Below are 22,551 nucleotides of genomic sequence, written 5' to 3'. Positions count from 1 at the left end.
GCCCGTCGGTGCTGGTCCGTGCGGACCGGTGGGTGCCGGTCGGTGCCGGTCGACGGCGTGCGCAGCACCGGTCGGCACCGGGACCGCCCAAGTCGGTCGGTGCCGGTCGCAGGGCGTGCCGTCGGCGCCGTCCAGTGGCGCGGCGCCGGTCCCCAAGCGGCGCACACGGATGCCGCGGCGGCCGGACCGCCCCGGGTTCAGCGGGCTCCCGGGGCCCTTCCCGTCCCGGCCCGGCCGGGCGCCGCGGTGCTGGCCCGGACGAGCAGTTCCGTGGCGAGCTCCACGCGGCGGGCGTCCGGTTCCTCGCCGCGCGCCAGCCGCAGCACCGTGCGAACGGCCGTCCTGCCCATCTCGGCGAGGGGCTGCCGCACGGTCGTCAGCGGCGGCGCCGACCAGCGGACGCCCGGCAGGTCGTCGAAACCGACCACGCTCATGTCCTCCGGTACGCGCAGCCCGCGGCGGCGCAGCGCCTCCATGGCGCCGAGCGCCATCTGGTCGCTGGCGGCGAACAGGGCGGTCGGCGGATCGTCGAGCTCGACGAGAGCGCCGCCGCCCGCGAACCCGGAGGCGTGGGAGAAGTCCCCGGGCACGACCAGCGCGTCGTCGACGGCGAGACCGGCGCCTTCCAGAGCGGCCCGGTAGCCGTCGAGGCGGGCCCGCGAGCACAGCAGCCGGGGCGGGCCCGCGACGAACCCGATCCTGCGGTGGCCGAGACCGATCAGGTGCTCCGTGGCGGCCAGTCCGCCCGCCCAGTTGGTGGCGCCGACCGTGGGCGCGTCCAGGACCGGGGAGCCCGCCGGGTCCACGACGACGAGCGGCACGCCGAGGCGGCGCAGCTCGTCGTGGAGGACGGGCTCCAGGACGGAGGTGACGAGGATGACGCCGCCGGAGGCGCGGGCGCGCAGGTTGCGCATCCACTGGCGGGCGTCGCCGCTGCGGCCGTGGAGCGCGGACACCACGGTGCCGAGCCCGGCCGCCCGTGCGGTCTCCTCCACCCCGCGGATGATCTCGACGGCCCACGGGCTGGCGATGTCGTTGAAGACGAGGTCCACCAGGGCCGCGCCGGTGCCGGGCGCGCCGGTGCGGCGGCGGTAGCCGTGGGCGCGCAGGAGGCGCTCCACCCGGGCGCGGGTGGCGGGTGACACGTCGGACCTGCCGTTGACGACCCGGGAGACCGTCGGCACCGAGACCCCGGCCTCCCGGGCGATGTCCGTGATCGTGACCTTCGCCCGGCCGGCGGCGGCTCCCCCGGCCGGTGCGCCCGGCGCCTGGTCGCGTGCCTGGTCCTCTGCTGCCAATTCCCCCACCTCCGTTGACCGCTGCCTCGCGCGCCCCTACCGTTCCGGACGCACTCGAAACCTTTCAGCAGTCTTCCGGAAGACCGGAGGAGACGTGAAGCCGTTCATGAGAGGGACGTCCATGAAGCTCCAGAGCTTACGCAGAACCGTGCTCGGCATCTCCGCCGCCGCCCTGCTGGCGGCCGGGGCGGCGGTTCCCGGCCACGCGGCCGAGGCGGCCGACCCCGTGCTGCGGGACCTGGCCGCCGCGCACGGCATCTCCTACGGCACGGCGGTGACCGGTGCGAAACTGACCGGCGCCTACGCGGACGTGGCCGGGGCCCAGTTCGACTCGATCACCCCCGGCAACGAGATGAAGTGGGGATCCGTCGAACCGGTGCGGGGGGACTTCCGCTGGTCGGGCGCGGACGCCGTGGTCGACTTCGCGGAGGCCCGCGGCCAGAAGGTGCGGGGCCACACCCTGGTGTGGCACAGCCAGCTCCCGTCGTGGGTGGAGAACGGCTCGTGGACCGCCTCCGGGCTGCGCACGGTGATGACCGAGCACATCAAGACCGCGGCGGGGCGCTACAAGGGCCGCATCGACCACTGGGACGTGGTCAACGAGGCGTTCGACGAGGACGGCACCCGCCGCCAGTCGGTATTCCAGCGCACCCTCGGCGACGGGTACATCGCCGACGCGTTCCGGGCCGCCCGGGCCGCCGACCCGGCGGCGAAGCTGTACCTCAACGACTACAACGTGGAGGGGCTGAACGCGAAGAGCGACGGCATGTACGAACTGGTCAGGTCGCTGAAGGCGCAGGGGGTGCCCATCGACGGGGTGGGTCTGCAGGCGCACCTGATCGTCGGACAGGTCCCGCCCTCGCTCCAGGCGAACATCCAGCGGTTCGCGGACCTCGGTGTGGACGTGGCCGTCACGGAGCTCGACATCCGCATGCAGCTGCCCGCGACCGAGGCGAAGCTCGCCCAGCAGAAGGCGGACTACGCGGCGGTCACCCGGGCCTGTCTCGCGGTGTCGCGGTGCGTGGGCGTCACCGTGTGGGGCTTCACGGACTCCGACTCGTGGATCCCGGACTTCTTCGAGGGCCAGGGCGCGGCCACGCCGTACGACGAGGGCTTCCGCCCGAAGCCGGCCTTCTACGGCATCGCGGAGGCACTGGGCTGGACCGGTGACCCCGGTCCGGGTCCCGGGCCCGGACCCGTGGACGGCTGCGCGGTCGCCTACGCGGTGCAGAACCAGTGGTCGGCCGGGTTCACCGCGCAGGTGACCGTACGCAACACGGGCACGGCGCCGGTGAACGGCTGGCAGCTGGCCTGGACATGGCCGTCGGGCCAGAGCGTCACGCAGGCGTGGAACGCCGCGATGAACCAGTCGGGCGCGTCCGTGGCGGCGGCGAACGTGCCGTACAACGCGTCGATCGCACCCGGCGGTTCGGTGACGTTCGGCTTCAACGGAGCCTGGTCCGGGGGGAACGCGGCGCCGGCCGGCTTCGCGCTGAACGGCCGGCCGTGCGCCACCGGGACCGCCCAGGCGGGGTGAGGCCGGGCCGCGCCGCGGGCCGCCGCGCCGCCTCGTGGAGCGGCGGCCGCCCGTGGCGCGGCTCCGGGAGGGCCGGGGCCCGCCTGCGAGGAGGCCCCGAGGCCGTCGGCCCCGGCCGACGGGGCGGCGGGCGGCCGCGTTCGCTAGCTTCGGTGGTATGACGCCCGTGACGCCTCCCCTGCTCGACGCCCTGTCCGACCCGGCCCGCGTGGTCGTCCTGGACGGCGGGCTGTCGAACCAGCTGGAGGCCGCCGGCCACGACCTCGCGGACGCGCTGTGGTCCGCGCGGCTGCTGGCCGAGGACCCTGAGGCACTGGTCGCCGCCCATCTCGCGTACTACGAGGCGGGCGCGGACGTCGCGACGACCGCGAGCTACCAGGCGACGTTCGAGGGGTTCGCCCGCCGCGGCATCGGCCGGGAGCGGGCCGCCGAGCTGATGGCGCTGAGCGTCGGCCTGGCGCGGGAGGCGGTTCGCCGGGCCCGCGGCCGCGGGTGGCCCGGCCGCTGTGGGTGGCCGCGTCGGCGGGGCCGTACGGTGCCATGCGAGCCGACGGCTCCGAGTACCGCGGCCGCTACGGACGGGGCACGGCCGAGCTGGAGGCCTTCCACCGCCCCCGCCTGGAGGTGCTGGCCGCGGCCCGGCCCGACGTGCTGGCCCTGGAGACCGTGCCCGACGCGGACGAGGCCCTGGCGCTGCTGCGCGCGGTGCGCGGACTGGGCGTACCGGCCTGGCTCTCGTACACGGTGGCGGGTGGCCGCACGCGGGCCGGGCAGGCGCTTCAGGAGGCGTTCGGCCTGGTCGCCGACGCCGGCGTGGACGAGGTCGTGGCCGTGGGCGTCAACTGCTGCACGCCCGCGGACGCCGGCCGCGCGGTGGAAACGGCCGCCCGCGTGACGGGCCTGCCGGTCGTGGTGTACCCGAACAGCGGTGAGACCTGGGACGCGGCCGCCCGGTGCTGGCGGGGGCGCACCGCCTTCACGGCGGACCGCGCGCAGGAGTGGCGGCGGGCGGGGGCGCGGCTGGTCGGCGGCTGCTGCCGGGTGGGCCCGCGGGACATCGCGACCGTGGCCGCCCGGCTCCGGGCGGGTACGCCGTGAAGGCGCCCGGCACGCGGCGGGACCCTGCGTGCAGGCCCCTGACCGGCGGCGGGTGCCCCTTCGTGCCGCTGCCCGGCGGCAGGTGCCTCTTCCTGCCGGGGCCTGACGCGGGGCGGATGCTCGTGGGGCTGCCCGCCGTGGGGCGGTGCGGCGGCGGTGGGACCGCGGTCCGCGGCGGCCGGGGCGGCGCAGGTGCCGCCGGGGGCACCGGCCATCGCAGGCGTGGCGCATCCGCACCGTGCAGCGCGACGGGCGGGGCGCGGATCGCGGGGCCACGGCCTTGTGGCTACGGGGCGGCGGCGAGGTAGACGTAGAGTCCGACGGCTCCGAGGATGCCCAGCAGGATGAGGCCCGAGGCGAGCCCGGTGTGGCGCGGGCGGCGCCCGCGAACCCGTTCCGCGCGGCCCCGGCGGGGCGCGGAACGGGGCCGCCGCCGATGCGGCCGCGGTGTGCGGCGGAGCGGGGTCCGGGGACGAACACGGGCGTCCCGGGGTCGTCCGCGGCGTCGGCCAGCAGGCGGCGGCACAGGGCGGCCAGCTCGTCCCGGCCGACCGCCAGGCTGACGACCGCCTCGGCGCGCGCGGGCGCCGTCGTACCGCCGTCGAGGATGCGCCCGGCGCGGACCAGTATGTCGTCCCGGGTGCCGCGGGGTGCGAGGCTGATCCATCGGCCGACGTGCTCGCCGCGGATCACCACTCCCCCGCCCCGTTCGCGGTAGAGCGTGTGCTCGCTCCACAGCAGCGGACCCAACTCGGCCGCGGCTTCCCTCAGTTGCGTGTGCATGATCTCCCCTCCACCGCACCCGCCGTTCGAACGGGCATACGTGCCCGGGCACTCTAGCGTCCGGTGCCGACAGCGGTCCGCCGCGGTCAGGTGGTGGCGAGATACCCGCGGAGGGACGCCGTGAAAGCGGCTGTGAAGCGGTCGCGGACCTCCTCCGGCAGCCGGTCGAGGGACAGGTACGGGTTGAGGTCCTCCAGCTCGACGAGGAGCAGGTCTCCGTCGTGGGTCCGGCAGGCGTCCACCCGCTGGATGCCGTGCCGCACCGTGTTCCACTCGATGAACCGCCGCGCGAACTCCAGGTCGCCGGGGGCCGGGTCGTACGGTTCGAGGACCCAGCGCCGCGCGGGATCGGGCGCGTACAGGGCGTACTGGAAGTCCTGGTCGACGAAGACGAAGGACACCTCGTGGCGGAAGTCGACGTGCGGCTGCACCAGGACGTCCGGTCCGGCGAGCCCGGGCAGGGCGTCGCGCGGGACCGTCCGCATGCCGATCGAGTCGGCGCCCAGCTTCGGTTTCACCACGTACGCCTCGGCGGCGGGCAGCCGGTCGAGGTCCTCGGGGCGGTCGACGGTCGGGATCACGGGGGAGCCCGCGGCGCTCAGCTCCACGAGGTACTGCTTCCCCGCCATGTCGGCGCGTCCGGTGAGTTCGTTGTAGACGCGCACGCCCTGCGCGAGCGCGCGGGCCCGGAAGTCGTCGTAGGCGGCCCGGTAGTGCAGGACGGGACCGCTGTTGCGGACCACGACCGCGTCGAAGCCGTCCATCAGGGCGGCGGCGTCACGGGGGTGGCACAGGGCGAGGTCGGCGTACTCGCGGAGCCGCGAGGCCAGCTGGACGTCCTCGTCGCCGTACCGCCGGCCGCGCGCCGGGTAGGCGAGGTCGGTGACGTACAGGATGCGGGGGCGGGCGGGCGGTGGCACGTTGCTGCTGCTTTCCGGGAAGGCGGGGGCTCCGAGGCCGGGTGGCTCTTCCGCAACCTACCCCCGACGTGGGGCGGGGCGGCCGGGCGGGGTGGAGACCGGGAAGGGCGCAGACCAGGCAGGGCGGAGGGAAGGCAGGGCGGAGGGCGGGCAGGGCGGAGGGCGGAGCGTCAACCCGATGCCGGGCCGCCGCGGAACCCCGCACCGCGGGGGCCTCCGCCTGACGCGCCCGACTACCCCGCGGGGCGCGGCGCACCGGCACGGTGCCCGGCCGCCCTACGCTGGGAGCAGGGCCCCGGCAGCCTGCCGGCAGGGGTGCGCGCCGGGGCCGCGGCAGGCACGGAGGGACGCCATGGACGGCAGCCGCCAGTTCCACATCGACATCGGTGACCACTCTGTCACCGTGAACCTCGGTCACGGCCGGAGCGGCTCCGCCGAGCTGCTCGTGGACGGCAAGGTGATCGGCTACGTGCGGGAGCGGGCCGGCCGCACCACCTCCGTCGAGGGCGAGTTGGCGGAGGATCCCGTACGGCCGTTCACCGTTCGGATCCGGCAGCCCGCGCTCGGCCTGGGCGCCCCGGAGTGCACCCTGGAGATCGGTGGCGACCGCGTCCCCATGCCGGAACGCAGGACGCCCTGGGCGCACCGGGGCTGACCGCCGGCCCGAGGTCACCGCTCGCCGCGGGGACCCGCACTGCCGCGCCCGACGGCGGCATGCGGCCGCGCCCAGGGGCGCGCACAGGGACGCGAACCCGGGGCACGGGTGGAGACGGGGCCGCGCCCCGGGCGGGCCCCGCGTTGCCGTCACCGCCCCGCCGGCAGCCGCCGGGCCCCGGCCGCGCCGTGGCCGGGGGCGGCGGACCGGGGGCGGCGGACCGGGGGCAGTGGACCGGCGCCGCGTGGCCTGCCGCACTGCTCCGGGTGACCCGTACGGCCCAACCGTACCGCTGACCTACTCACCGGTACGCCGCCAGATGGCGTGCCCCGACCGGAGAGGAGGCCGGGGCGGAGGCAGCGGCGACACGGGCGGGCGGCGCTCGAAAGGGTGGGCTTCGGACGCTACCGCCGTGGCATCCCCCACCCGCGGGGAACCCCTCACTCCGGAACCGTCCGGACCGACCGGGCGGGGCGTGCTGACGCACTCGGAGGAACAGAATGATCAGGAAGGCTCTTGCCTGCACGGCGCTCGTCGCGGCCGCCATGGCACTCGGAACCGCCCCCGCATCCGCCACCGACGAAAACGGCGGCAGCTTCCACTCGGGCGAGTACGGCGCCACGCACATGCACTACCTGGAGTCCGCGGGCGGCGCCGTCATCTTCGGTGCCGACACCCACGAGGGCTCCTACATGGGCGCGAACTGGTAGCACGCCCCGGCAGCAGCCACCGGTGTCCGCCGGCCGCGCGGCCGGCGGACACCGGGCGGAGCCGGTCCGCAGCCCCGGGCCCTGCCGCTGGGACGGGCCGGGGTCCGGCTCCTCAGCCGAGGGTGCGGACGGCGTCGACGACGAGGTCCCAGTACCCGGGGACGTCCACGGCGACGCCGACGTGCGCGTTGGGCGGGGCGCCCGTCACGCCGTCGAGGTCCACGACGGTGGCACCGCGGGTGTGGGTGCCGGTGAGCTCGACCGCCACGGGGGCGTGGACGAGGGTCACCAGCCCGGGATCGATGAGGTGCGCCACGGTGAGCGGGTCGTGCAGGGGCGGGGCGGGGAACCCGAACACCTCGCGGTAGGCGCCGGCGAAGTAGATCAGAAGCTCCGTGCACAGCCGGGCCAGCGGCGTACCGACCGCGGCGACGCGGGCGACGACATCGGGGGTGGCCAGTGCCTGGTGGCTGACGTTCAGACCGATCATGGTGACGGGCAGACCGCTGCTGAAGACGATGTCGGCGGCCTCCGGGTCCGCGAGGATGTTGAACTCGGCGGCGGGCGTGCGGTTGCCGCGGCCCGTGGAGCCGCCCATGAGCACGATCCGCTCGATCCGCCCGTACAGCTCCGGGTGGGCGAGGAGCAGCGTGGCGATGTTGCTGAGCGGCCCGGTCGGCACGAGCGTCACCGGTTCGGGGTGGGCGAGCAGGGTGTCCCGGAGGAACGTGACGGCGTCGCGTTCGTCGGCGGGCACGGTCGGCTCCCCGAATCCGGGCCCGTCGAGCCCGGACTCGCCGTGGATGTCCGGCGCGACGATGCCGGTGCCGTGCAGGGGGCGGGAGAGCCCGGCGGCGACGGGCACCCCGCGGATGCCGGCGGCGGTGCACACGCGCCGGGCGTTGAGGGTGGTCTTCTCCACGGTCTGGTTGCCCGCCACGGTGGTGATGCCGAGGAGCCGCACGGCGGGGTGCGCCGCGGCGAGCATGATGGCGAACGCGTCGTCGTGGCCCGGGTCGCAGTCCAGGATCACGGGGATGGCCATCTGCGTCTCCTCCTCCCGGCCCGTGCCGGGCCTCGTCCTCGGCGCTCCCGCCGCCCGCGCGGGCGTCCCGCCCCGGTACCGGCGCCCGCGTGGCGAAGGACGCCGCCGCCCAGCCTCCCCGGCGCGGCGCGGCTGTCACGAACATCCCCGGCGACGCGCGGCGGGCAGCGGCCCGGTCCACTGACACGGCGTCACGTCTCCGGGCCCTCCGGGCCGCCGGCCGGCCCGCCGCGCGGGGCCGCAGGCCGTCTTTACGGCCGCGGTCGCGGGGGTACCTGGGAGACCGGACCCGACCCGTGTCCGCCACGACTGGAGGGGTTCTCCATGGAGATCGGTTACAAGCTGGCCGCGGAGGCGTTCGGCCCGGAAGAGCTGGTACGGCAGGCCGTCGCGGCCGAGGAGGCCGGCTTCGACTTCGTCGAGATCAGCGACCACTACCACCCGTGGCTGGACGGCCAGGGGCACTCCCCGTTCGCCTGGACCGTCCTCGGCAGCATCGCCGCCCGGACCTCCCGCATCGGCCTCGCGACCGGGGTGACCTGCCCGACCATGCGCTACCACCCGGCCGTCGTCGCGCAGGCAGCAGCGACCCTTTCCCTGCTGTCGGGCGGCCGCTTCGTCCTCGGTGTGGGGGCCGGCGAGCGGCTGAACGAGCACGTCGTCGGCCGCGGCTACCCGGCGGTGCGCACGCGTCACCGCATGCTCAGGGAGGCACTGGAGATCATCCGCCTCCTGTGGGGCGGCGGCTACCACTCGTACGACGGGGAGCACCTGCGGCTGGAGGACGCGCGGGTCTTCGACCTGCCGGACACGCCCCCGCTGCTGGCCGTGGCGGCGAGCGGGCCGGAGTCGACGCGGCTGGCGGCCGAGCTGGGTGACGCGCTCTTCGCGACGGAGCCGAAGCCGGACATCGTCCGGGGCTACCGGGAGGCGGGCGGCACGGGGCCGTGCTACGCGGAGGTGCCGATGGCGTGGGCGCCCGACGAGCGTACGGCGGCCCGCGCGGCGCTGGAGACCTCCCGCTGGGCGGTGACGGGCTGGAAGGTGATGAGCGAACTGCCCAACCCCGTCAACTTCGACGCCGCCACGACCACGGTCCGGGAGGACGACATCCTCGACGCGTTCGCCTGCGGCCCGGATCCGGAGCGGTACGCGGAGATGGCGCAGCAGTACGTCGACGCGGGCTTCGACCGGCTGGTCACGCAGAACGCCGGGCCCGATCCGGACGGTTTCCTCGATTTCTACCGGCGGGAGCTGGACGGCCGGCTGCGCGAGCTGAAGCCGAACGGGGCGCCGGCCTGAGCGGCGGGCCCGGCCGGGAAGCGGCGGCCGGGCCCCCGGACCCGGTCCTGGCGCCTGCGCGTCTGCTCATCCCCCGCCTGTGCGCCTGCTTGTCCCGAGCCCGTCGTCCCGAGCCCGGTGCCGGACGGCCGCGCGTCCAGCCCCCGGGCCCGGGCGCGCCACGGCCCGGCCCACGACGCCTCACGCCCCGGCCCAGACCGCCGCTCGCCTCACGCCTGCGGTGGACGGCGCGCTGGCGGGTTCACCATGCGTGCCCCGTGCTCCAGGTGTACTTGCCGCCGCCGACCCACCGCACGACGGCGGGGTCGTCGAGGTCGACGTGGGTGAGTCCGGCCTGGTAGGCGATCCGGACCACGTCCGTGAGGTCGCGAGCGGTGCCGGCCACCTGCCCGTCGATCTCCACGACCCGGAAGGGCGGGTCGGCCGGTACGACGCGGAGGACGACGATGCGCGCGGTCACATGGGCTCCCTTCCACGGTCCTGACGGCGGAGCAGTACGCCCGCGCCCTGCCGCAGCGGCAGCAGCCCGGGGGGTTCCTCGACGTGGCCGGGCAGCCGCTCGCGGACGTGCCGTCGCCACAGGTCGAGTGCGTGGCCGGGTTCCTCGACGTCACGCACGGAGGCGACGGGCCCGGGTCGGGCGCGGACGGGTGCGCGGAACTGCAGATTCACGTCGTGCTCCCAGCATTCGGCCGGCGCTTCCTGCCGGGCGGTGCTTCCGGGGCGTACGCGTACCCCTGACCGGCCCCGGGACACCCGCCCCCTCCGCGGGGCACGGGCGGCACCCGCACGCTGCGGGCAGGAGGGGCCTGCGGCGGAGCGGTGGGGGCGTGCCCAGCGGCCGCCTCGTGTCCCACGGCCCGAGCGCGCCGGCGGGCCGCCTGCGGCGGGTCCCGGCGCGGGGCCGTGGCCAGGCGTCCTCCCCGCCGCACGGAGGAGGACGCCCGGGACGGGGAAGGCGCAGCGGCTTCAGGAGGCGGCGGCGGTCCGCGCGGGATCAGGGGTCGCCGACGGGGTCTCCCGGTAGAAGATGTCGATGTCCACCTCCTCACCTCCGACGATCAGGGTGTCCCACGCCCCGCTGTCGAGCAGGGTGCGCAGGGTGTCGGAGCGGATGGTGCGCAGGTGGGCCAGGAGAGCGGCGTCGTCGGGCATGCCCGGGACGCGTGGCGCCAGCCGGTCGCGGATGCCGCGCAACCGCTCCATGAACGCGTCGGTGTCCGCGCTCCTTTCCTGGTCGCCCCGGCCGGTGCCCGCTTCGATGCTCTGCGCGATCTTGTCCTTGATCGCGCAGCTCACGCCGTCCTCGTCCGTGGTGATCATCGCGTTCCAGGCGCGGCTCTTGTGCCGGTACTGGAGCATCGACATGGCCGCCTCGTGGCGGATGAAGTCGGCGTCACGGAACGGCCGCCCCGTCCATGCGCCGTTGAGGGACCTGGCCAGCGAGATCGCGGAGCCGAGTCCGCTGTTGAGCCCGCGGCCCGGCCAGAAGTGGATGGCGTTCGCGGCGTCGCCCAGGAGGAACCCGTAGGTGGCCGGGCTGGTCGGCGTGGCGGGGTGCAGCCGGGTGGTGAACCGGGGCCGCTGGACCATGTCGAGCCGGAACGCGGTGACGGCGCTCAGGTCGCGCTCGGCGACGCCGAACAGCGCCAGTCCCTCCCGTACCCGCTTCCACAGTGCGGAGCCGCGGACCATGGCGGGCAGGAACAGCGTGCTGTGCGTCGCGCACTGGAAGTCGCCGTGGTCGTCGCGCCCCATGACGCAGGGGCGCGACGCGATGCAGTCCTCGAACACGTGCCGCACCGGGTCGATGCCGACCACCTCGGCGGCCTCGTCGTCGGTCAGGCGCATGTTCAGGAAGCCCTCACCGCGCAGCGCGTTGAGGAGGAAGCGGTTCTGCGCCACGGTCAGCAGGACCGTCATGGGATCGCTGAGCGACGACTTCACCCGCAGCCCGAGCACGACGTCCTGGATGTGGCGGCCGTGCAGCGAGTAAATGGATGTGTCGGCGTTTCCGAAACGGTCGGCGAAGTGCTCCCTCGTCCGGGAGCGCCCGCCCTCGCAGATGGCGAGGACGTGGCCCCTCGTCCCCGCCTCGAACTCGGCGGGGTCGAACATCTCCGGGACCAGGCGGATGCGGTCCTTCTTCTCGTTCGCCAGCGCGAGGAGCTGGTCCTCGATATATTGATCAGAAACTCATGGGGTTCTCGTCCATGACGTAGCGGACGTGTGGGCCACCGAAGTAGCCGCGGACGATGTGCGGCTGACGCTGACGCCTGCGGAAGAAGCGGCGGGTTTCGGCAGCGAGTTCGGCCTGGTCGCGGGCCCGGTGCTGCTTGGGCAGGCTGTGCTTGAGGTCGGCGTTGACCAGCTCGTCGGGGTTCAGCTCGGGCGAGTACGGGGGCAGGAAGTGCAGCTCTACATCATCGGGGTGGGCGGCGAGCCAGTCGCGGACCTTCTTCGAGCGGTGCGCGGAGTGACCGTCGACCACGAGGTGGACCTTGTGGTCGAAGTGGCCGGCGAGCCGGCCCAGGAAGCGGCACATCACTTCGGCGGTGAAGGACTCGGTGAAGACCATGAAGTGCATCCGGCCCTTGGTGCTGATCGCCGACATCGCGTTCACGGAGAACCGGTTCCCGCTCCGCCGCACGACGGGCGTCTTCCCCTTCTCACCCCAGGTGCGGCCGGTGACCTGGTCGGATCGGATGCCGACCTGGTCGGCGAAGAGGATCTCGCCGCCGTCTTTCTTCGCCTGCACGCGGATCTTCGGCCAGGTCTCTTCATGCCAGCGCCGGACGGCCTCGGGGTCCTGCTCGACGGCCCGCTTGTCCGGGCGCTGGAAGGACAGCCCCCATCGCTTCAAATACTTGCCCACCCCCACCTCGGTCAGCCGCACCCGGTACAGCTTCGCGATCAGCTCGCCCACCAGCCGCCGTGTCCACAGCTGACCGGAAAGCCCCACGTCACACGGCCGGTGGTCCAGGACCGCCTGCCGCACCGCGGCCTGCTCGGCCTCCCCGAGCACCTGGTGCACACCGACCGGCTTACCCCGAGGACGCATGACCAGGGCCTCCCGACCACCGGCCTGCCACTTCGCCCACCAGCCGTCGACCGCCTTCAGCGACACCCCGAACACTGCCGCCACGTCCTCGCGGTCCCGCCCCGCCATCAGAGCGGCCACCGCCCGCAGCCGCAGGGCCTCCTGCGCCGACGGCGACAGATGCCGCGCGTCCCCCACCAGATCGCTCACACCCACCCAACGACCCAGAACCCAAACCGTTTCTGATCAATAGGCGATCCGCATGTTCCGCGGCTGGAATCCGCGAATGGAGTCCGGGCCGACCGGCCACATTTCGGAATAGGCGTCGCCGCGGAAAAGCCTTTCCTGCACCTGCTCGGGGAGGTTGAGGTACTGGCGGCTCTGGACGGTGACGACCTGCCGGCGCCGGACGTTTCCCTGTGCCTCGCTCTTCCAGACGACCTCCGCCCCGTCCCGCATCCACCGGCCGTCGTACACGGTGATGTCCACGCGGTGCCCCATCAGGTGCTCCAGGAGCAGCGCGAAGCCCAGTCCGACCGGCCCGCCGCCGGACACGGTGACCTTCAGGACGTCACCCGCGGCCACGGTCGCCCGGGAAGGGGTGACGGGCCGCAGGACGGAGAAGTCCAGGATGGTCTCCAGCGGATCGGCGGCCTCGAAACGGAAGGTCTCGCCGCCGATCCCGACGAGGTCACCGGGCTGGAGTTCGCGGGAGGTCACCCGCTCGCCGTTGACCAGGGTGCCGTTGCTGCTGCCCCGGTCGTAGAGCACGAACCCGTGGCCCTCGCGCCGCACCTCGGCGTGGAATCGGGAGACGTTCGCCCCCGGTATCACCACGCTGTTGCCGCTGTGACGTCCCAGCGTCACCGGTGCGGCGCCGACGGGGAACTGCTTTCCGGCCAAGGAGCCCTGCTGGCCGACGAGCCGAGGAGGCATAAGTCACCCGTTTTCGCTGAGAAGACGATGACGTATCGCAGGACCGGTCATCGGAACGGCCACCCGCATCACCCCCCGCGAGCAGACCGGTACGCGCAGCCAGCATAATCCGGCCACAGGTCCGATGAGAAGGCGGTAAGCCGGTCCGATGACCATACTGTGGCCATTCCGTGAACCGGCGGCAGCACGGGCCGCGTTGAGGATTCCGGGACGCAGGTGGCGGTGGGGAAGGAAATGCCTCCTGTGGCGGGTCGGACCGCTGCGGAAACCTCCGCCGGAATCACGGTCCGCCTCCCGTACCGTCCTCGCAGCCGTACCGTAATCGGTCGGGCGTACGGGACGGGCATCGCAGTGGTGACCGGCCGGGCGGGAATCGGAGCCGGTCTTTCCGAAGGCGCCCGGCAGGGTGTTTCCTGGAGGGCAGTCAGGAGCATGCACACGGCTCGGAGACCCAGATGACACACGCACCACTGCGCCGGTTCCGGCGCCTCCGGCCGACGGCGCTCGCCGCCGTGCTGGTCGTGCCCCTCGCGCTGACCGCCTGCGGGACCGGAGGCGACGGCAGGGCCGCCGGCGGCCCGTCGCCCGCGAGCCCGTCCCCGGCATCGACACCGGCCTCCCCCTCCGCATCCCGCACCGCCGACCCGGCCGCGACCCCGACCGCCCGGCCGCCCACGGCCGGCACACCGGCCGCGAGCCACTCCCCGGGCGGCGGCGCGGAGAAGGTGGGGGTCGCCGTCTACTTCCTCCACGGGGAGCAGGTCTCCCCCGCTCCCCGCACGGTCCGCGGCCCGGACACCGCCGCAGGGGCGCTGCGGGCCCTGCTGTCCGGACCCAACGGCTTCGAGCGGGGGCACGACCGCTCGACCGCCATCCCGTCCGGAACCACACTCAACTCGGTGGTGGTGCGCGACCGGGTCGCCACCGTGGACCTGTCCGACCGCTACGACGACGGCGGCGGCTCCCTTTCGATGCGGTCGCGGCTCGCGCAGGTCGTCTTCACGGTGACCCGCTTCCCCTCCGTCGACACGGTGCGCTTCGCCCTCGACGGCAAGCCGGTGAAGGCGTTCGGCGGTGAAGGCGTCGTACTCGACCGACCGGTGGGGCGCGCCGACTTCGAGGACCTGACGCCGGACATCCTGGTCGAGTCCCCGATGATCGGCGAGACCGTGCGCTCACCGGTCCGCGTGTGGGGCAGCGCGAACACCTTCGAGGCCACGGTCCGGTTCAAGGTCACGGACGTCGCCGGCGCCGTGGTGGCGGACCTGTACGGCACGGCCTCGTCGGGCAGCGGTACGCGCGGCACCTACGACCTGACGGTCCCGTACCGGTCCGCGGCGGCGGGCGCCGGGACGCTGACCGCGTTCTGGGACTCCCCCGAGGACGGGCGCGCGATGGTGTCCGACACGGTGCCCGTGCGCCTGGCCGGCTGACCCGCGGAGCGCCCCGCCGGCACGGGCATCAGGGCGGACGGCGGCAGGTACCGGCGGGTCAGCCGGCAGGGGCCCGCGGGGCCGCCGGCCGGGCGCCGCGGTGTCGGCCGACCCGGGCACCGAAGCCGGACGCCGGTACGGACACCCGTGCGGACACCTAGGTTCTGTCTCCGATCACGACCGGAGAGACAGACCATCGACGTGGCGTCTGCTCAGTTCTTATGTGCGGTCACCAGAGCAAAGGAGAGAAATTCTCCGCGGTCTGCGGTGAGCATGTCGATAATGGGCTGGTTCGCGCTCTGGCCGTCGGGATGGTGTTCAGCGCCGGCCCGGGCCCACAGCAGCCAGTCCTGCCAGGCGTTCTGCTGCAGCCGCGCGGATGTGACCCTCACCAACTCGGTGATGTCCCACTGGAAGCGCCACCACTCCGCCGTGTGCCAGGCGATCGCTTCCCAGCCGACCACTTTCTTGATGTGGGGCGGGATCACCCCAAGTTCACGGATCTCCCGTGTCATGGCGGGGGTCGCCATGCCCAGCTGTCCTCCGGGCCGGAGGAAGCGCAGCAGGTAGGGCAGGAAGTTGTCCGCCGTACCGAAGTACTCGAAGGCGTCCACGCTGACGATCGCGTCGAAGCTCTGCTCCTCGAACGGCAGGGCGTGCGCCTCCGCTCGCACGGCCTCCACCTGGTCACCGACACCCGCCTCGGCGAAGACCGCTGCCGCCTGTTCGGGGGCGATCCATAGGTCGGCCGCGACGACCTTGACTCCATACTCGCGGGCCAAGAACACCGACGTGGCGCCCTTGCCGGAGCCGAGGTCGAGAACCCGCATGCCCGGGCGCAGGTCGAGGTCGTGGGCGAGGTCTTCCAGCAGCCAGAGCGGGTTCGGCCCCATGTCGAGATCGAGCAACCAGGCGGGGTCATACCGAGAGGAGCGTGGATAGCGGTCCGGACGTACGAGATCGTTCCATGCAGTCACGAGCACGCACCCAAGCCGATCATATGCCCGGTCGCAACCTGTTTGGCCCTACTACGTCGACTCTTGGTCCACATGGGACGGTGCGGGCGGCAGTCGGACATGCCTCCGGTCACGAGCGTAGCCAGATCAGGAGTGCTGCGGCGGTGACGGTGCCGAGGAAGACGTATCCCCGCTTGTCGTAGCGGGTTGCAACAGCTCTGAACTGCTTCAGCTTGTTGATCGCGCGCTCGGCGGTGTTGCGCTTCTTGTAGCGGTCCTTGTCGAGCCCGGGAGGCCGTCCGCCGCGGGATCCTCTGCGCAGGCGGCCGGCTGCCTGGTCCCGTTTCTCCGGGATCACGTGCCGGATACCGCGCTCGCGCAGATAGGTGCGGGTTCTGCGGTTGCTGTATGCCTTGTCGGCACCCACACTGTCGGGCCTTCGGCGAGGCCGACCCGGGCCCAGCCGAGGGACACGAATCTTGTCCATGACCGCTTCGAACTGCGTACAGTCGGCCCGCTGCCCTGGTGTCACGAGCAGCGACAGCGGCCGGCACTTGCCGTCCGCGCTCAGGTGCAGCTTCGTCGTCAGGCCGCCGCGCGAGCGACCGAGAGCCTCGCCTGCCGCACCGCCTCCTCCAAGAACGGCCGCAGATACAAGTGCGCGCATGTGAGCTGATCTTTCCGCTGCCCCCTTTTGTGTGGCCGGCAGGGCGGCGGCGGTCCCTTTGGCGCTCCGGCGGCGTGCAGGTGAGCGCGGATCGAGGTGGAGTCGATGTTGATGTCCCAGTCGATGTCACCCTCGGAGTCGGCAACGGCTTGGACGTGTCGGAGCAGCGTCTCCCAGGTGCCATCGATCGACCAGAGCATGTGCCGTTCGTGGGTGTAGGCAACTCGCGCCACTGGCAGCCGGTACTAACCCGGTAGATGATCCCGTTGATCACCTGGCGATGGTCTCGCCACCTGCCACATCGGTTGTTGCTCTTCGGCAGCAGCGGCTCCAAGACCGCCCACTCGTCGTCGGTCAGATTCCCCCCTGCTGAGCATGACCAGAACAACGAGCCACTGATCGCAGAGACACGACCTAGCGGACGGCGGCAGGTGCGGTGCCTGAGACCGCCTGGCAGGCACCCGTGAGCCCGGGTTGCCGGGCAGGCCGGGGCACCGGCCGGGACGGGACCGGGCCGGGCCGGGCGCCGCCGCGGCCGGGCTTCGCGGAGCTCCGGGAAACCGCCTGGGCGTTGTCAGTCGTGATCCCTACGATGGTCACCACATCCGATCGCGATTCGTGAGGGGGGGACCCCGCGATCGCCCGACCCCGCACCCGCGGCCGCCGTCAGGGGCCGTGCGCGTGTCTCCTTGGTGCCCATGAACCCGCACTCGTACCCAGCACCCGTGCCGTCCGAACCGTCCGTCAGCACCTTCCAGGTGGACCTCAGGGGCCTGGTCGACCTGCTGTCCCACCATCTGTACTCCAGCCCCCGCGTCTACGTCCGTGAGCTGCTGCAGAACGCGGTCGACGCGGTCACCGCCCGGCGCGCCGCCGACCCGGCCGCACCCGCCCGGATCCGCCTCACCGCCACCGGCGGGGCGGTCGTCATGGAGGACAGCGGCATCGGCCTGACATCGGAGGAGGTGCACACCCTCCTTGCCACCATCGGCCGCAGCTCCAAGCGGGACGCGCTGGACGGAGCGCGTCAGGAGTTCCTCGGCCAGTTCGGCATCGGCCTGCTCGCCTGCTTCGTCGCGGCCCGGCAGATCCGCGTCGTCTCCCGCTCGGCCCGCAAGCCGGACGAGCCGCCCGTGGAATGGCTGGCCGGAGACGACGGGTCGTACACGGTCCGCACCCTGCCGCACGAGGCGCGGCCGGAGCCGGGCACGACCGTGCGGCTGGAGCCGCGGCCGGGAGCCGAGGAGTGGACCGACCCCGCCCGTGTCGCCGAACTCGCCCGAGACTTCGGGTCGCTGCTGCCGTACGAGGTGGTCTTCGCCGGGCCTGACGGAGCCGACCGGCAGCTCACGGAGCGGCCCGCCGTGTGGGACCGGCCCTATGCGACGCCCACCGCCCGCCGGGTGGCGCTCGCCGGCCACTGCGCCCGGGTCTTCGGCTTCACCCCGCTCGACTCGATCGACCTGGACCTGCCCGTCGCGGGCGTCCGGGGCGTGGCGTACGTGCTGCCCTCGGCCACGAGCCCGGCGCACCGGGCGCCGCACCGGGTGTACCTGAAGGGGATGCTGCTCACCGACCGGGCCGACAACCTGCTGCCGGACTGGGCGTTCTTCGTGCGCGTCGTCCTCGACACGGACACGCTGCGCCCCACGGCGTCGCGGGAGAACCTGTACGACGACGAGACGCTCGCCGCCGTCCGCGAGGCGCTGGGCGCCCGGGTCCGCGCGTGGCTCGCGGACCTGGCCGCCGGGGACCCGGACCGCCTCGCGGCCTTCCTGTCGGTGCACCACCTGGGCGTCAAGTCGATGGCGCGCCACGACCCCGAGCTGTTCGCGCTCATGCTGCCGTGGCTGCCGTTCGAGACCAGCGACGGCCGGGTCACGCTGGACCGGTTCGCCAGGACGTACCCGCAGGTGCACGTCACGCGCACGGTGGAGGAGTTCCGGCAGGTGGCGCCCATCGCGGCGGCGCACGGCCTGGGCGTCGTGAACGGCGGGTACACGTACGACGCCGACCTCGTCGCCCTGCTGCCGCAGGTCCTGCCGGGCGTGAGCGTCGGGGAGCTGGACGCGGGGGCGGTCACCGCCCACCTCGACCCGGTGGCACCGGACCGCGAGCTGGCCCTGGCCGGGTTCCTCGCGACCGCCCGGGCGCGGCTGGACGGGCTCGGCTGCGACGTCGCGCTGCGTGCGTTCCAGCCGGTCACCGTGCCGGCGCTCTACCTGGACGACCGTGAGGCCCGGCACGAACGGGACCGCGCCGCGGCCGAGGAGAGCGCCGACACGCTGTGGAGCGACATCCTCGGCGCGCTGCGCGGCTCCGCGCCGCGCGCCCGCCTCGTCCTGAACCACGACAACGCGCTGGTGCGCCGCATCGCGGCCATCAAGGATCCCGAACTCGCCGGCACGGCCGTCGAGTCGCTCTACGGGCAGGCCCTGCTGATGGCGCAGCGGCCGCTGCGCCCCGCCGACACGTCGCTGCTCAACCGGGCCTTCCTCGGGCTCCTGGAATGGGCCACGCACACGACCGCAGAGGAAGGCCAGAAGTGACCGCCGCCCCCGCCCACACCCCCGAGGCCGTCCTGCAGGCGCTGCGGGAGAACCAGTCGGCGCCCAACGGGCCGCTGCGCAACGCCCGCGCCGAGGAACTGGTCGCCGCCGCCGAGTCGACCGGGGACCGCGACCTGGTCAGGAAGGCGCTGTTCGAGCTGATCACGGCGTACGAGTTCAGCACCGAGCGCGGCAGGATGCTGGTGCCGTTCGCGCGGCTCATGCAGGAGTGGGACAAGGACCCGTCGGCGTTCGACCGGCACGACGTCCACCGGTTCCACTGGATGTTCAAGTGGGTGAGCTCCGGGATGCTGACGCTCCCGGAAATCCCGCTGGCCACCATCGAGCGCTGGCTCGCCGAGATGGAGCGCCGCTACCGGACCGCGGGCTACAGCGAGCGGGCCGTGCGGCAGGCGGAGTTCACCCTGGCGCACGAGACCGGTGACGGGGAACGGGCCGCCCGCGCGTTCGCCGCGTGGACGGCGGCCGACCGGGACTCGATGGCCGACTGCCACGCCTGCGAGCTGAACGACCAGGGGCGGTACCGGCTGCACCAGGGCCGCGTCGACGGGGCACTGGAGTCCTGGGCCCCGGTCCTGGACGGCCGGGAGGGCTGCGCGGAGGAACCGCACCGGGTCCTCGCCGAGTCGCTGCTGCCGCTGGTGCGGGCCGGGCGGCTCGACGCGGCGCGCGCGCACCACCTGCGCGGCCACCGCCTGGCCCGCGGCAACGAGAGCCTGCTCCCGGCGATCGGCCGGCACATCGAGTTCTGCGCGCTCACCGGGAACGAGGGGCGGGGGCTCGAAGTGCTCGCCGAGCACGCCGCGCACCTCGCCTCGGACGGCAATCCGGCGGCCCGCCTCGACCTGCTGGGAGGCACCCTGGTGCTGCTCCGGCGGCTGCTCGCGCTCGGCCACGGCGACCGGCCGGCCGTCGCGTACGGCGGAGCCCGCGCACGGTCGGGGAAAGCTGCACGGCATGCTCGACGCCGAGGCCGCGGCCACAGCCGCCCGCTTCGACGCGCGCAACGGCAGTGGCGCCGTGTCGGAGCGGTTGCGGGACCGCCTGGCGCAGGAGCCGCTCGTGGAGCGGCTGCCGCTCGGGGTGCGTACGGCAGGGCTCCCGGTGCCCCTGGGGGCTGCCGTCCCCGCGCCCGAGGACGCGGCGGGGGCCGCGCCGCGGGAAGGCGGCGCCGCGGACCTGCCGGAGCTGGTCGCCGAGGCCCGCAGGCGCAGGGCGCTCGGCCACCCGAGGGCGGCGGAGGCCTGGGAGCGGGTCTCCGCGGCCGTGGCGGCGACCGGTCAGGCACCGGACCCGCTGCTGGCGGCGGACCTGCTGGAGCGGCGGGCGCTCGCGGCGGCGCAGTCGGAGGAGGAGGGCGCGGGCGCGCTCCTCCGGGAGGTGCTGGAGGCGTACCGGGCCGCCGGTGACGCGGCCGGTGCCGCGCTGGCCGAGCAGCGGCTGGCGGTGGCGGCGATACGCGGCGGCGCGGAGCCGGAGGCCGTACGGAACCTGCTGGCGAAGGCCGCCGATTCGGCGCGGGCGCTGGGCGAGGCGGAGCCGGCGCGGCTGCGGCGCGTGGCCGGGGTGGAGCTGCTGCGCATCCGGTACGAGGCGATGCGGCGGCAGACGGAGGAGGACGACGGCGGCGCATGGGCGGACGCCGCCCTCGCGGGGTTCGTCGACACATACGCGCAGGGCAGCGGCGTCGGCGACCTCGTGGGCGACGCCGAGCAGCTGCGCGCCGACCACGCCTGGCGGTCGGGTGATCCGGAGCGGGCGGACGCGCTGCTGGCGTCGGCGGTGCGGCGCATCGCCGGGGCGGGCCGCCCTGGGACGCCGCCGAGCACCTGGCGCGGCGGGCCCGGCTGCTGCTGGACCTGGGCCGGGCGGGCGAAGCGGAGGACGCGGCCCGCGCCGCGGTGGCCCACGGGGCGGAGCTCGTGGACGCGGGCGTGCTGGCCGCGCTGCGGACCGCGCTGGCGGAGGTCCTGTACCGGCAGGACGGCAAGGAGGCGGAGGCGGCCGAGCACGCGTTGGAGGCGGCCCACTGGTGGGACGCCGCCGGGGAGTCCGCCGCCCCGGGGCGTACGCCCGGATGCTGCTGGCGCAGGCGATGGGGGCGACGGGCCGGCACGCCGAGGCCGCCGAGGTGCTGGAGTCTGCGCTGCCGGACCTGCTGGAGCACGGCGACGAGCACGCCGTCCAGGCGCGGGACGTGCTCGCGCGGAGCCTGCGCGCCCTGGGCGACGCGCGGGCGGCGGCGGGGCAGTACCTGCAGGCCGCCGAGGTCGCCGCGGCGTGGGAGCACCAGGGCGCGCACGCCCAGTTGGCGACGCTCGCGGCGGAATGCCTGGCGGAGGCAGGGCGGGACGACGACGCGGTCGCCGCGTACCGGCGGGCGATCGGGCTGTGGGAGGCGGTCGGCGAGCCCGTGGCGCTGGCCCGGGCGCTGCGCTCGCTGGCCTGGCTGGAGGCTGCCGGGGATCCCGCCGCGGCCCGGCGGCTGATGGACCGCGCGCTGGCGGCCGTCGCCGGGGACGGGGATCCGCATCTGCTGCTGGAGCGTGCCCGGACGTGGGCGCAGACGGCGCGACTGGTGGTGGACGCGGCCTACGCCCGGGCTGAGGACGAAGAGGACCCGGATGCGGAAGCGCCCGGTGGAGACGTGCTCGCGGCGGCGGGCCCGGAGGCGCTGGCGCTGCTGGACCAGGCGGACTCCGCCTTCGCCGCGCTGGGGCCGGCGGCGCTGGAGGAGCGCGTCCAGTGCACCGGCCGGGCCGCCTGGATCGAGCACGGCCTCGGCCGCGCCGAGGCGGCGGTGTCGCGCGTGCGGTCGGTGATCGCCGCGCTCGGCCCGGCAGGGAGCCCGGAGGTGCAGCGCGCCGTGGAGCGGTTGGAGTTCCTGCTGGAGAAGCTGTCCGAGGAGGTCTGACCCGGCGGCCGCCGCCCCGGATCCGCCCGGACCCCGCGGTCCTGCCGCCAGGCCCCGCGGGTGCCGGGGCGGTCGCCGCTGCCCCGGCACGCTGCCCCGGCCCTGCGGGGTCCGCGGCAGCGGGGCCGGCCTGCGGGGCGGATCCCTCCGCCGCCTGCTGCCTCAGGGGCGGCGGGCCTCAGCAGCCGTGCGGAGGGGGGCCGTCGCGGTGGGCGTCGCCATCCGCCCCGCCGTCCCCGTGGACCTCCGGCCCGTACTCGCCGTCGCCGTCCACGGCCTGGGCCATGCGGGCCTCCATGAGTTCCGTCTCGTACTGGTCGATGACCTCCTCCGTCGTGCGGCCGGTGTACTCGGCCACCTCCTTGATGCAGGCCGCCGCCCAGTTCGCCAGGGACAGGGCGAACGCCAGCAGGCCGTCGTCGCCGCGGGTGTGCCGGACGCCCAGGAGGTAGGCGAGGTTCAGATACGGCACGAGGTCCAGGGGCTCTGCGGCGGCGCTCTGCCGCATCGCGGCGATGGTGGTCTCCGTCGCCTCCTCCCGCAGCGGCAGCAGGCGCTCGCGTTCCGTCTGGACCTCGGCGATGACGCGCCGGCGCTGCTCCTTGTTCACGGTGCCCTCCCACGAGACGGCGGGGTCTTCGTGCAGCACCGTACGGGTCCGGGGGTGTGCTCCGCGGCCACTTGCGG

18 protein-coding genes and 2 pseudogenes are annotated in these 22,551 nt (G+C 74.4%); 9 read left to right on the top strand and 11 right to left on the bottom strand.

Annotated features, from left to right (window positions below; genetic code table 11):
- Window positions 1–197: 197 nt before the first annotated feature.
- Window positions 198–1,217, bottom strand: a complete 1,020-nt coding sequence (locus L6E17_RS22920) for a LacI family DNA-binding transcriptional regulator (RefSeq protein ID WP_236242740.1) — start codon at window positions 1,215–1,217, stop codon at window positions 198–200.
- A gap of 187 nt (window positions 1,218–1,404) precedes the next feature.
- Between L6E17_RS22920 and L6E17_RS22915 the strand changes: the two genes are divergently transcribed.
- Complete coding sequence (locus L6E17_RS22915; RefSeq protein ID WP_236242626.1) at window positions 1,405–2,835, top strand: endo-1,4-beta-xylanase; 1,431 nt, start codon at window positions 1,405–1,407, stop codon at window positions 2,833–2,835.
- A gap of 157 nt (window positions 2,836–2,992) precedes the next feature.
- Window positions 2,993–3,933, top strand: a pseudogene (mmuM, locus tag L6E17_RS22910) (homocysteine S-methyltransferase).
- 869 nt (window positions 3,934–4,802) lie between these two features.
- On the opposite strand, the gene L6E17_RS22905 reads toward mmuM, so the two are convergent.
- Complete coding sequence (locus L6E17_RS22905; protein WP_236242625.1) at window positions 4,803–5,636, bottom strand: hypothetical protein; 834 nt, start codon at window positions 5,634–5,636, stop codon at window positions 4,803–4,805.
- 352 nt (window positions 5,637–5,988) lie between these two features.
- Between L6E17_RS22905 and L6E17_RS22900 the strand changes: the two genes are divergently transcribed.
- Both L6E17_RS22900 and L6E17_RS22895 read left to right on the top strand, forming a co-directional pair.
- Window positions 5,989–6,291 (top strand): hypothetical protein, encoded by a 303-nt coding sequence (locus L6E17_RS22900; RefSeq protein WP_236242624.1) that lies wholly within the window; start codon window positions 5,989–5,991, stop codon window positions 6,289–6,291.
- Between the two features lie 500 nt (window positions 6,292–6,791).
- On the top strand, window positions 6,792–7,001 hold the full coding sequence (locus tag L6E17_RS22895) for a hypothetical protein (RefSeq protein ID WP_236242623.1): 210 nt from the start codon (window positions 6,792–6,794) through the stop codon (window positions 6,999–7,001).
- A 112-nt stretch (window positions 7,002–7,113) separates the two neighbouring features.
- On the opposite strand, the gene L6E17_RS22890 is transcribed toward L6E17_RS22895, so the two are convergent.
- Window positions 7,114–8,046, bottom strand: coding sequence for a nucleoside hydrolase (locus L6E17_RS22890; protein ID WP_236242622.1), 933 nt, complete (start codon window positions 8,044–8,046; stop codon window positions 7,114–7,116).
- Between the two features lie 324 nt (window positions 8,047–8,370).
- Between L6E17_RS22890 and L6E17_RS22885 the strand changes: the two genes are divergently transcribed.
- A complete protein-coding gene (locus L6E17_RS22885) occupies window positions 8,371–9,348 on the top strand; it encodes a TIGR03557 family F420-dependent LLM class oxidoreductase (protein ID WP_236242621.1) in 978 nt (325 codons plus the stop codon).
- A gap of 241 nt (window positions 9,349–9,589) precedes the next feature.
- Here the strand turns inward: L6E17_RS22885 and L6E17_RS22880 are convergent, their stop codons facing one another.
- From L6E17_RS22880 to L6E17_RS22860, 5 genes are all read right to left on the bottom strand, one after another.
- A complete protein-coding gene (locus L6E17_RS22880; protein WP_236242620.1) occupies window positions 9,590–9,808 on the bottom strand; it encodes a hypothetical protein in 219 nt (72 codons plus the stop codon).
- Window positions 9,805–10,020, bottom strand: a complete 216-nt coding sequence (locus L6E17_RS22875) for a hypothetical protein (RefSeq protein ID WP_236242619.1) — start codon at window positions 10,018–10,020, stop codon at window positions 9,805–9,807. Before L6E17_RS22875 ends, L6E17_RS22880 begins: the two co-directional genes overlap by 4 nt.
- Before the next feature lie 297 nt (window positions 10,021–10,317).
- Window positions 10,318–11,466 carry a hypothetical protein gene (locus tag L6E17_RS22870; protein WP_236242618.1) on the bottom strand — a complete coding sequence of 383 codons (1,149 nt, stop codon included), beginning with the start codon at window positions 11,464–11,466 and terminating at the stop codon, window positions 10,318–10,320.
- A gap of 70 nt (window positions 11,467–11,536) precedes the next feature.
- Window positions 11,537–12,538 (bottom strand): IS630 family transposase, encoded by a 1,002-nt coding sequence (locus tag L6E17_RS22865; protein ID WP_236240391.1) that lies wholly within the window; start codon window positions 12,536–12,538, stop codon window positions 11,537–11,539.
- Between the two features lie 96 nt (window positions 12,539–12,634).
- Window positions 12,635–13,324 carry an FHA domain-containing protein gene (locus tag L6E17_RS22860; protein ID WP_236242617.1) on the bottom strand — a complete coding sequence of 230 codons (690 nt, stop codon included), beginning with the start codon at window positions 13,322–13,324 and terminating at the stop codon, window positions 12,635–12,637.
- A gap of 455 nt (window positions 13,325–13,779) precedes the next feature.
- Between L6E17_RS22860 and L6E17_RS22855 the strand changes: the two genes are divergently transcribed.
- Window positions 13,780–14,757 carry a Gmad2 immunoglobulin-like domain-containing protein gene (locus L6E17_RS22855; protein ID WP_236242616.1) on the top strand — a complete coding sequence of 326 codons (978 nt, stop codon included), beginning with the start codon at window positions 13,780–13,782 and terminating at the stop codon, window positions 14,755–14,757.
- Between the two features lie 212 nt (window positions 14,758–14,969).
- Here the strand turns inward: L6E17_RS22855 and L6E17_RS22850 are convergent, their stop codons facing one another.
- On the bottom strand, window positions 14,970–15,665 hold the full coding sequence (locus tag L6E17_RS22850) for a cyclopropane-fatty-acyl-phospholipid synthase family protein (protein WP_236242615.1): 696 nt from the start codon (window positions 15,663–15,665) through the stop codon (window positions 14,970–14,972).
- Between the two features lie 178 nt (window positions 15,666–15,843).
- A pseudogene (locus L6E17_RS22845) lies at window positions 15,844–16,768 on the bottom strand (IS5 family transposase).
- Between the two features lie 310 nt (window positions 16,769–17,078).
- On the opposite strand from L6E17_RS22845, the gene L6E17_RS22840 reads away from it, so the two are divergent.
- From L6E17_RS22840 to L6E17_RS22830, 3 genes are all read left to right on the top strand, one after another.
- Window positions 17,079–18,929, top strand: coding sequence for an HSP90 family protein (locus tag L6E17_RS22840; RefSeq protein ID WP_374109119.1), 1,851 nt, complete (start codon window positions 17,079–17,081; stop codon window positions 18,927–18,929).
- Window positions 18,926–20,359 carry a hypothetical protein gene (locus L6E17_RS22835; RefSeq protein WP_236242613.1) on the top strand — a complete coding sequence of 478 codons (1,434 nt, stop codon included), beginning with the start codon at window positions 18,926–18,928 and terminating at the stop codon, window positions 20,357–20,359. Before L6E17_RS22840 ends, L6E17_RS22835 begins: the two co-directional genes overlap by 4 nt.
- Before the next feature lie 623 nt (window positions 20,360–20,982).
- On the top strand, window positions 20,983–21,864 hold the full coding sequence (locus L6E17_RS22830) for a hypothetical protein (RefSeq protein ID WP_236242612.1): 882 nt from the start codon (window positions 20,983–20,985) through the stop codon (window positions 21,862–21,864).
- Window positions 21,865–22,042: 178 nt separating this feature from the next.
- Here L6E17_RS22830 and L6E17_RS22825 read toward each other — a convergent pair whose 3' ends face one another.
- Window positions 22,043–22,513 (bottom strand): hypothetical protein, encoded by a 471-nt coding sequence (locus L6E17_RS22825; RefSeq protein ID WP_236242611.1) that lies wholly within the window; start codon window positions 22,511–22,513, stop codon window positions 22,043–22,045.
- Between the last annotated feature and the right edge of the window lie 38 nt (window positions 22,514–22,551).

This window comes from Streptomyces sp. CC228A, from assembly GCF_021390935.1.
GTDB lineage: Bacteria > Actinomycetota > Actinomycetes > Streptomycetales > Streptomycetaceae > Streptomyces.
The sequence above is the reverse complement of the archived record's forward strand: the minus strand, read 5'-3'. Positions and strand labels throughout refer to the sequence as shown.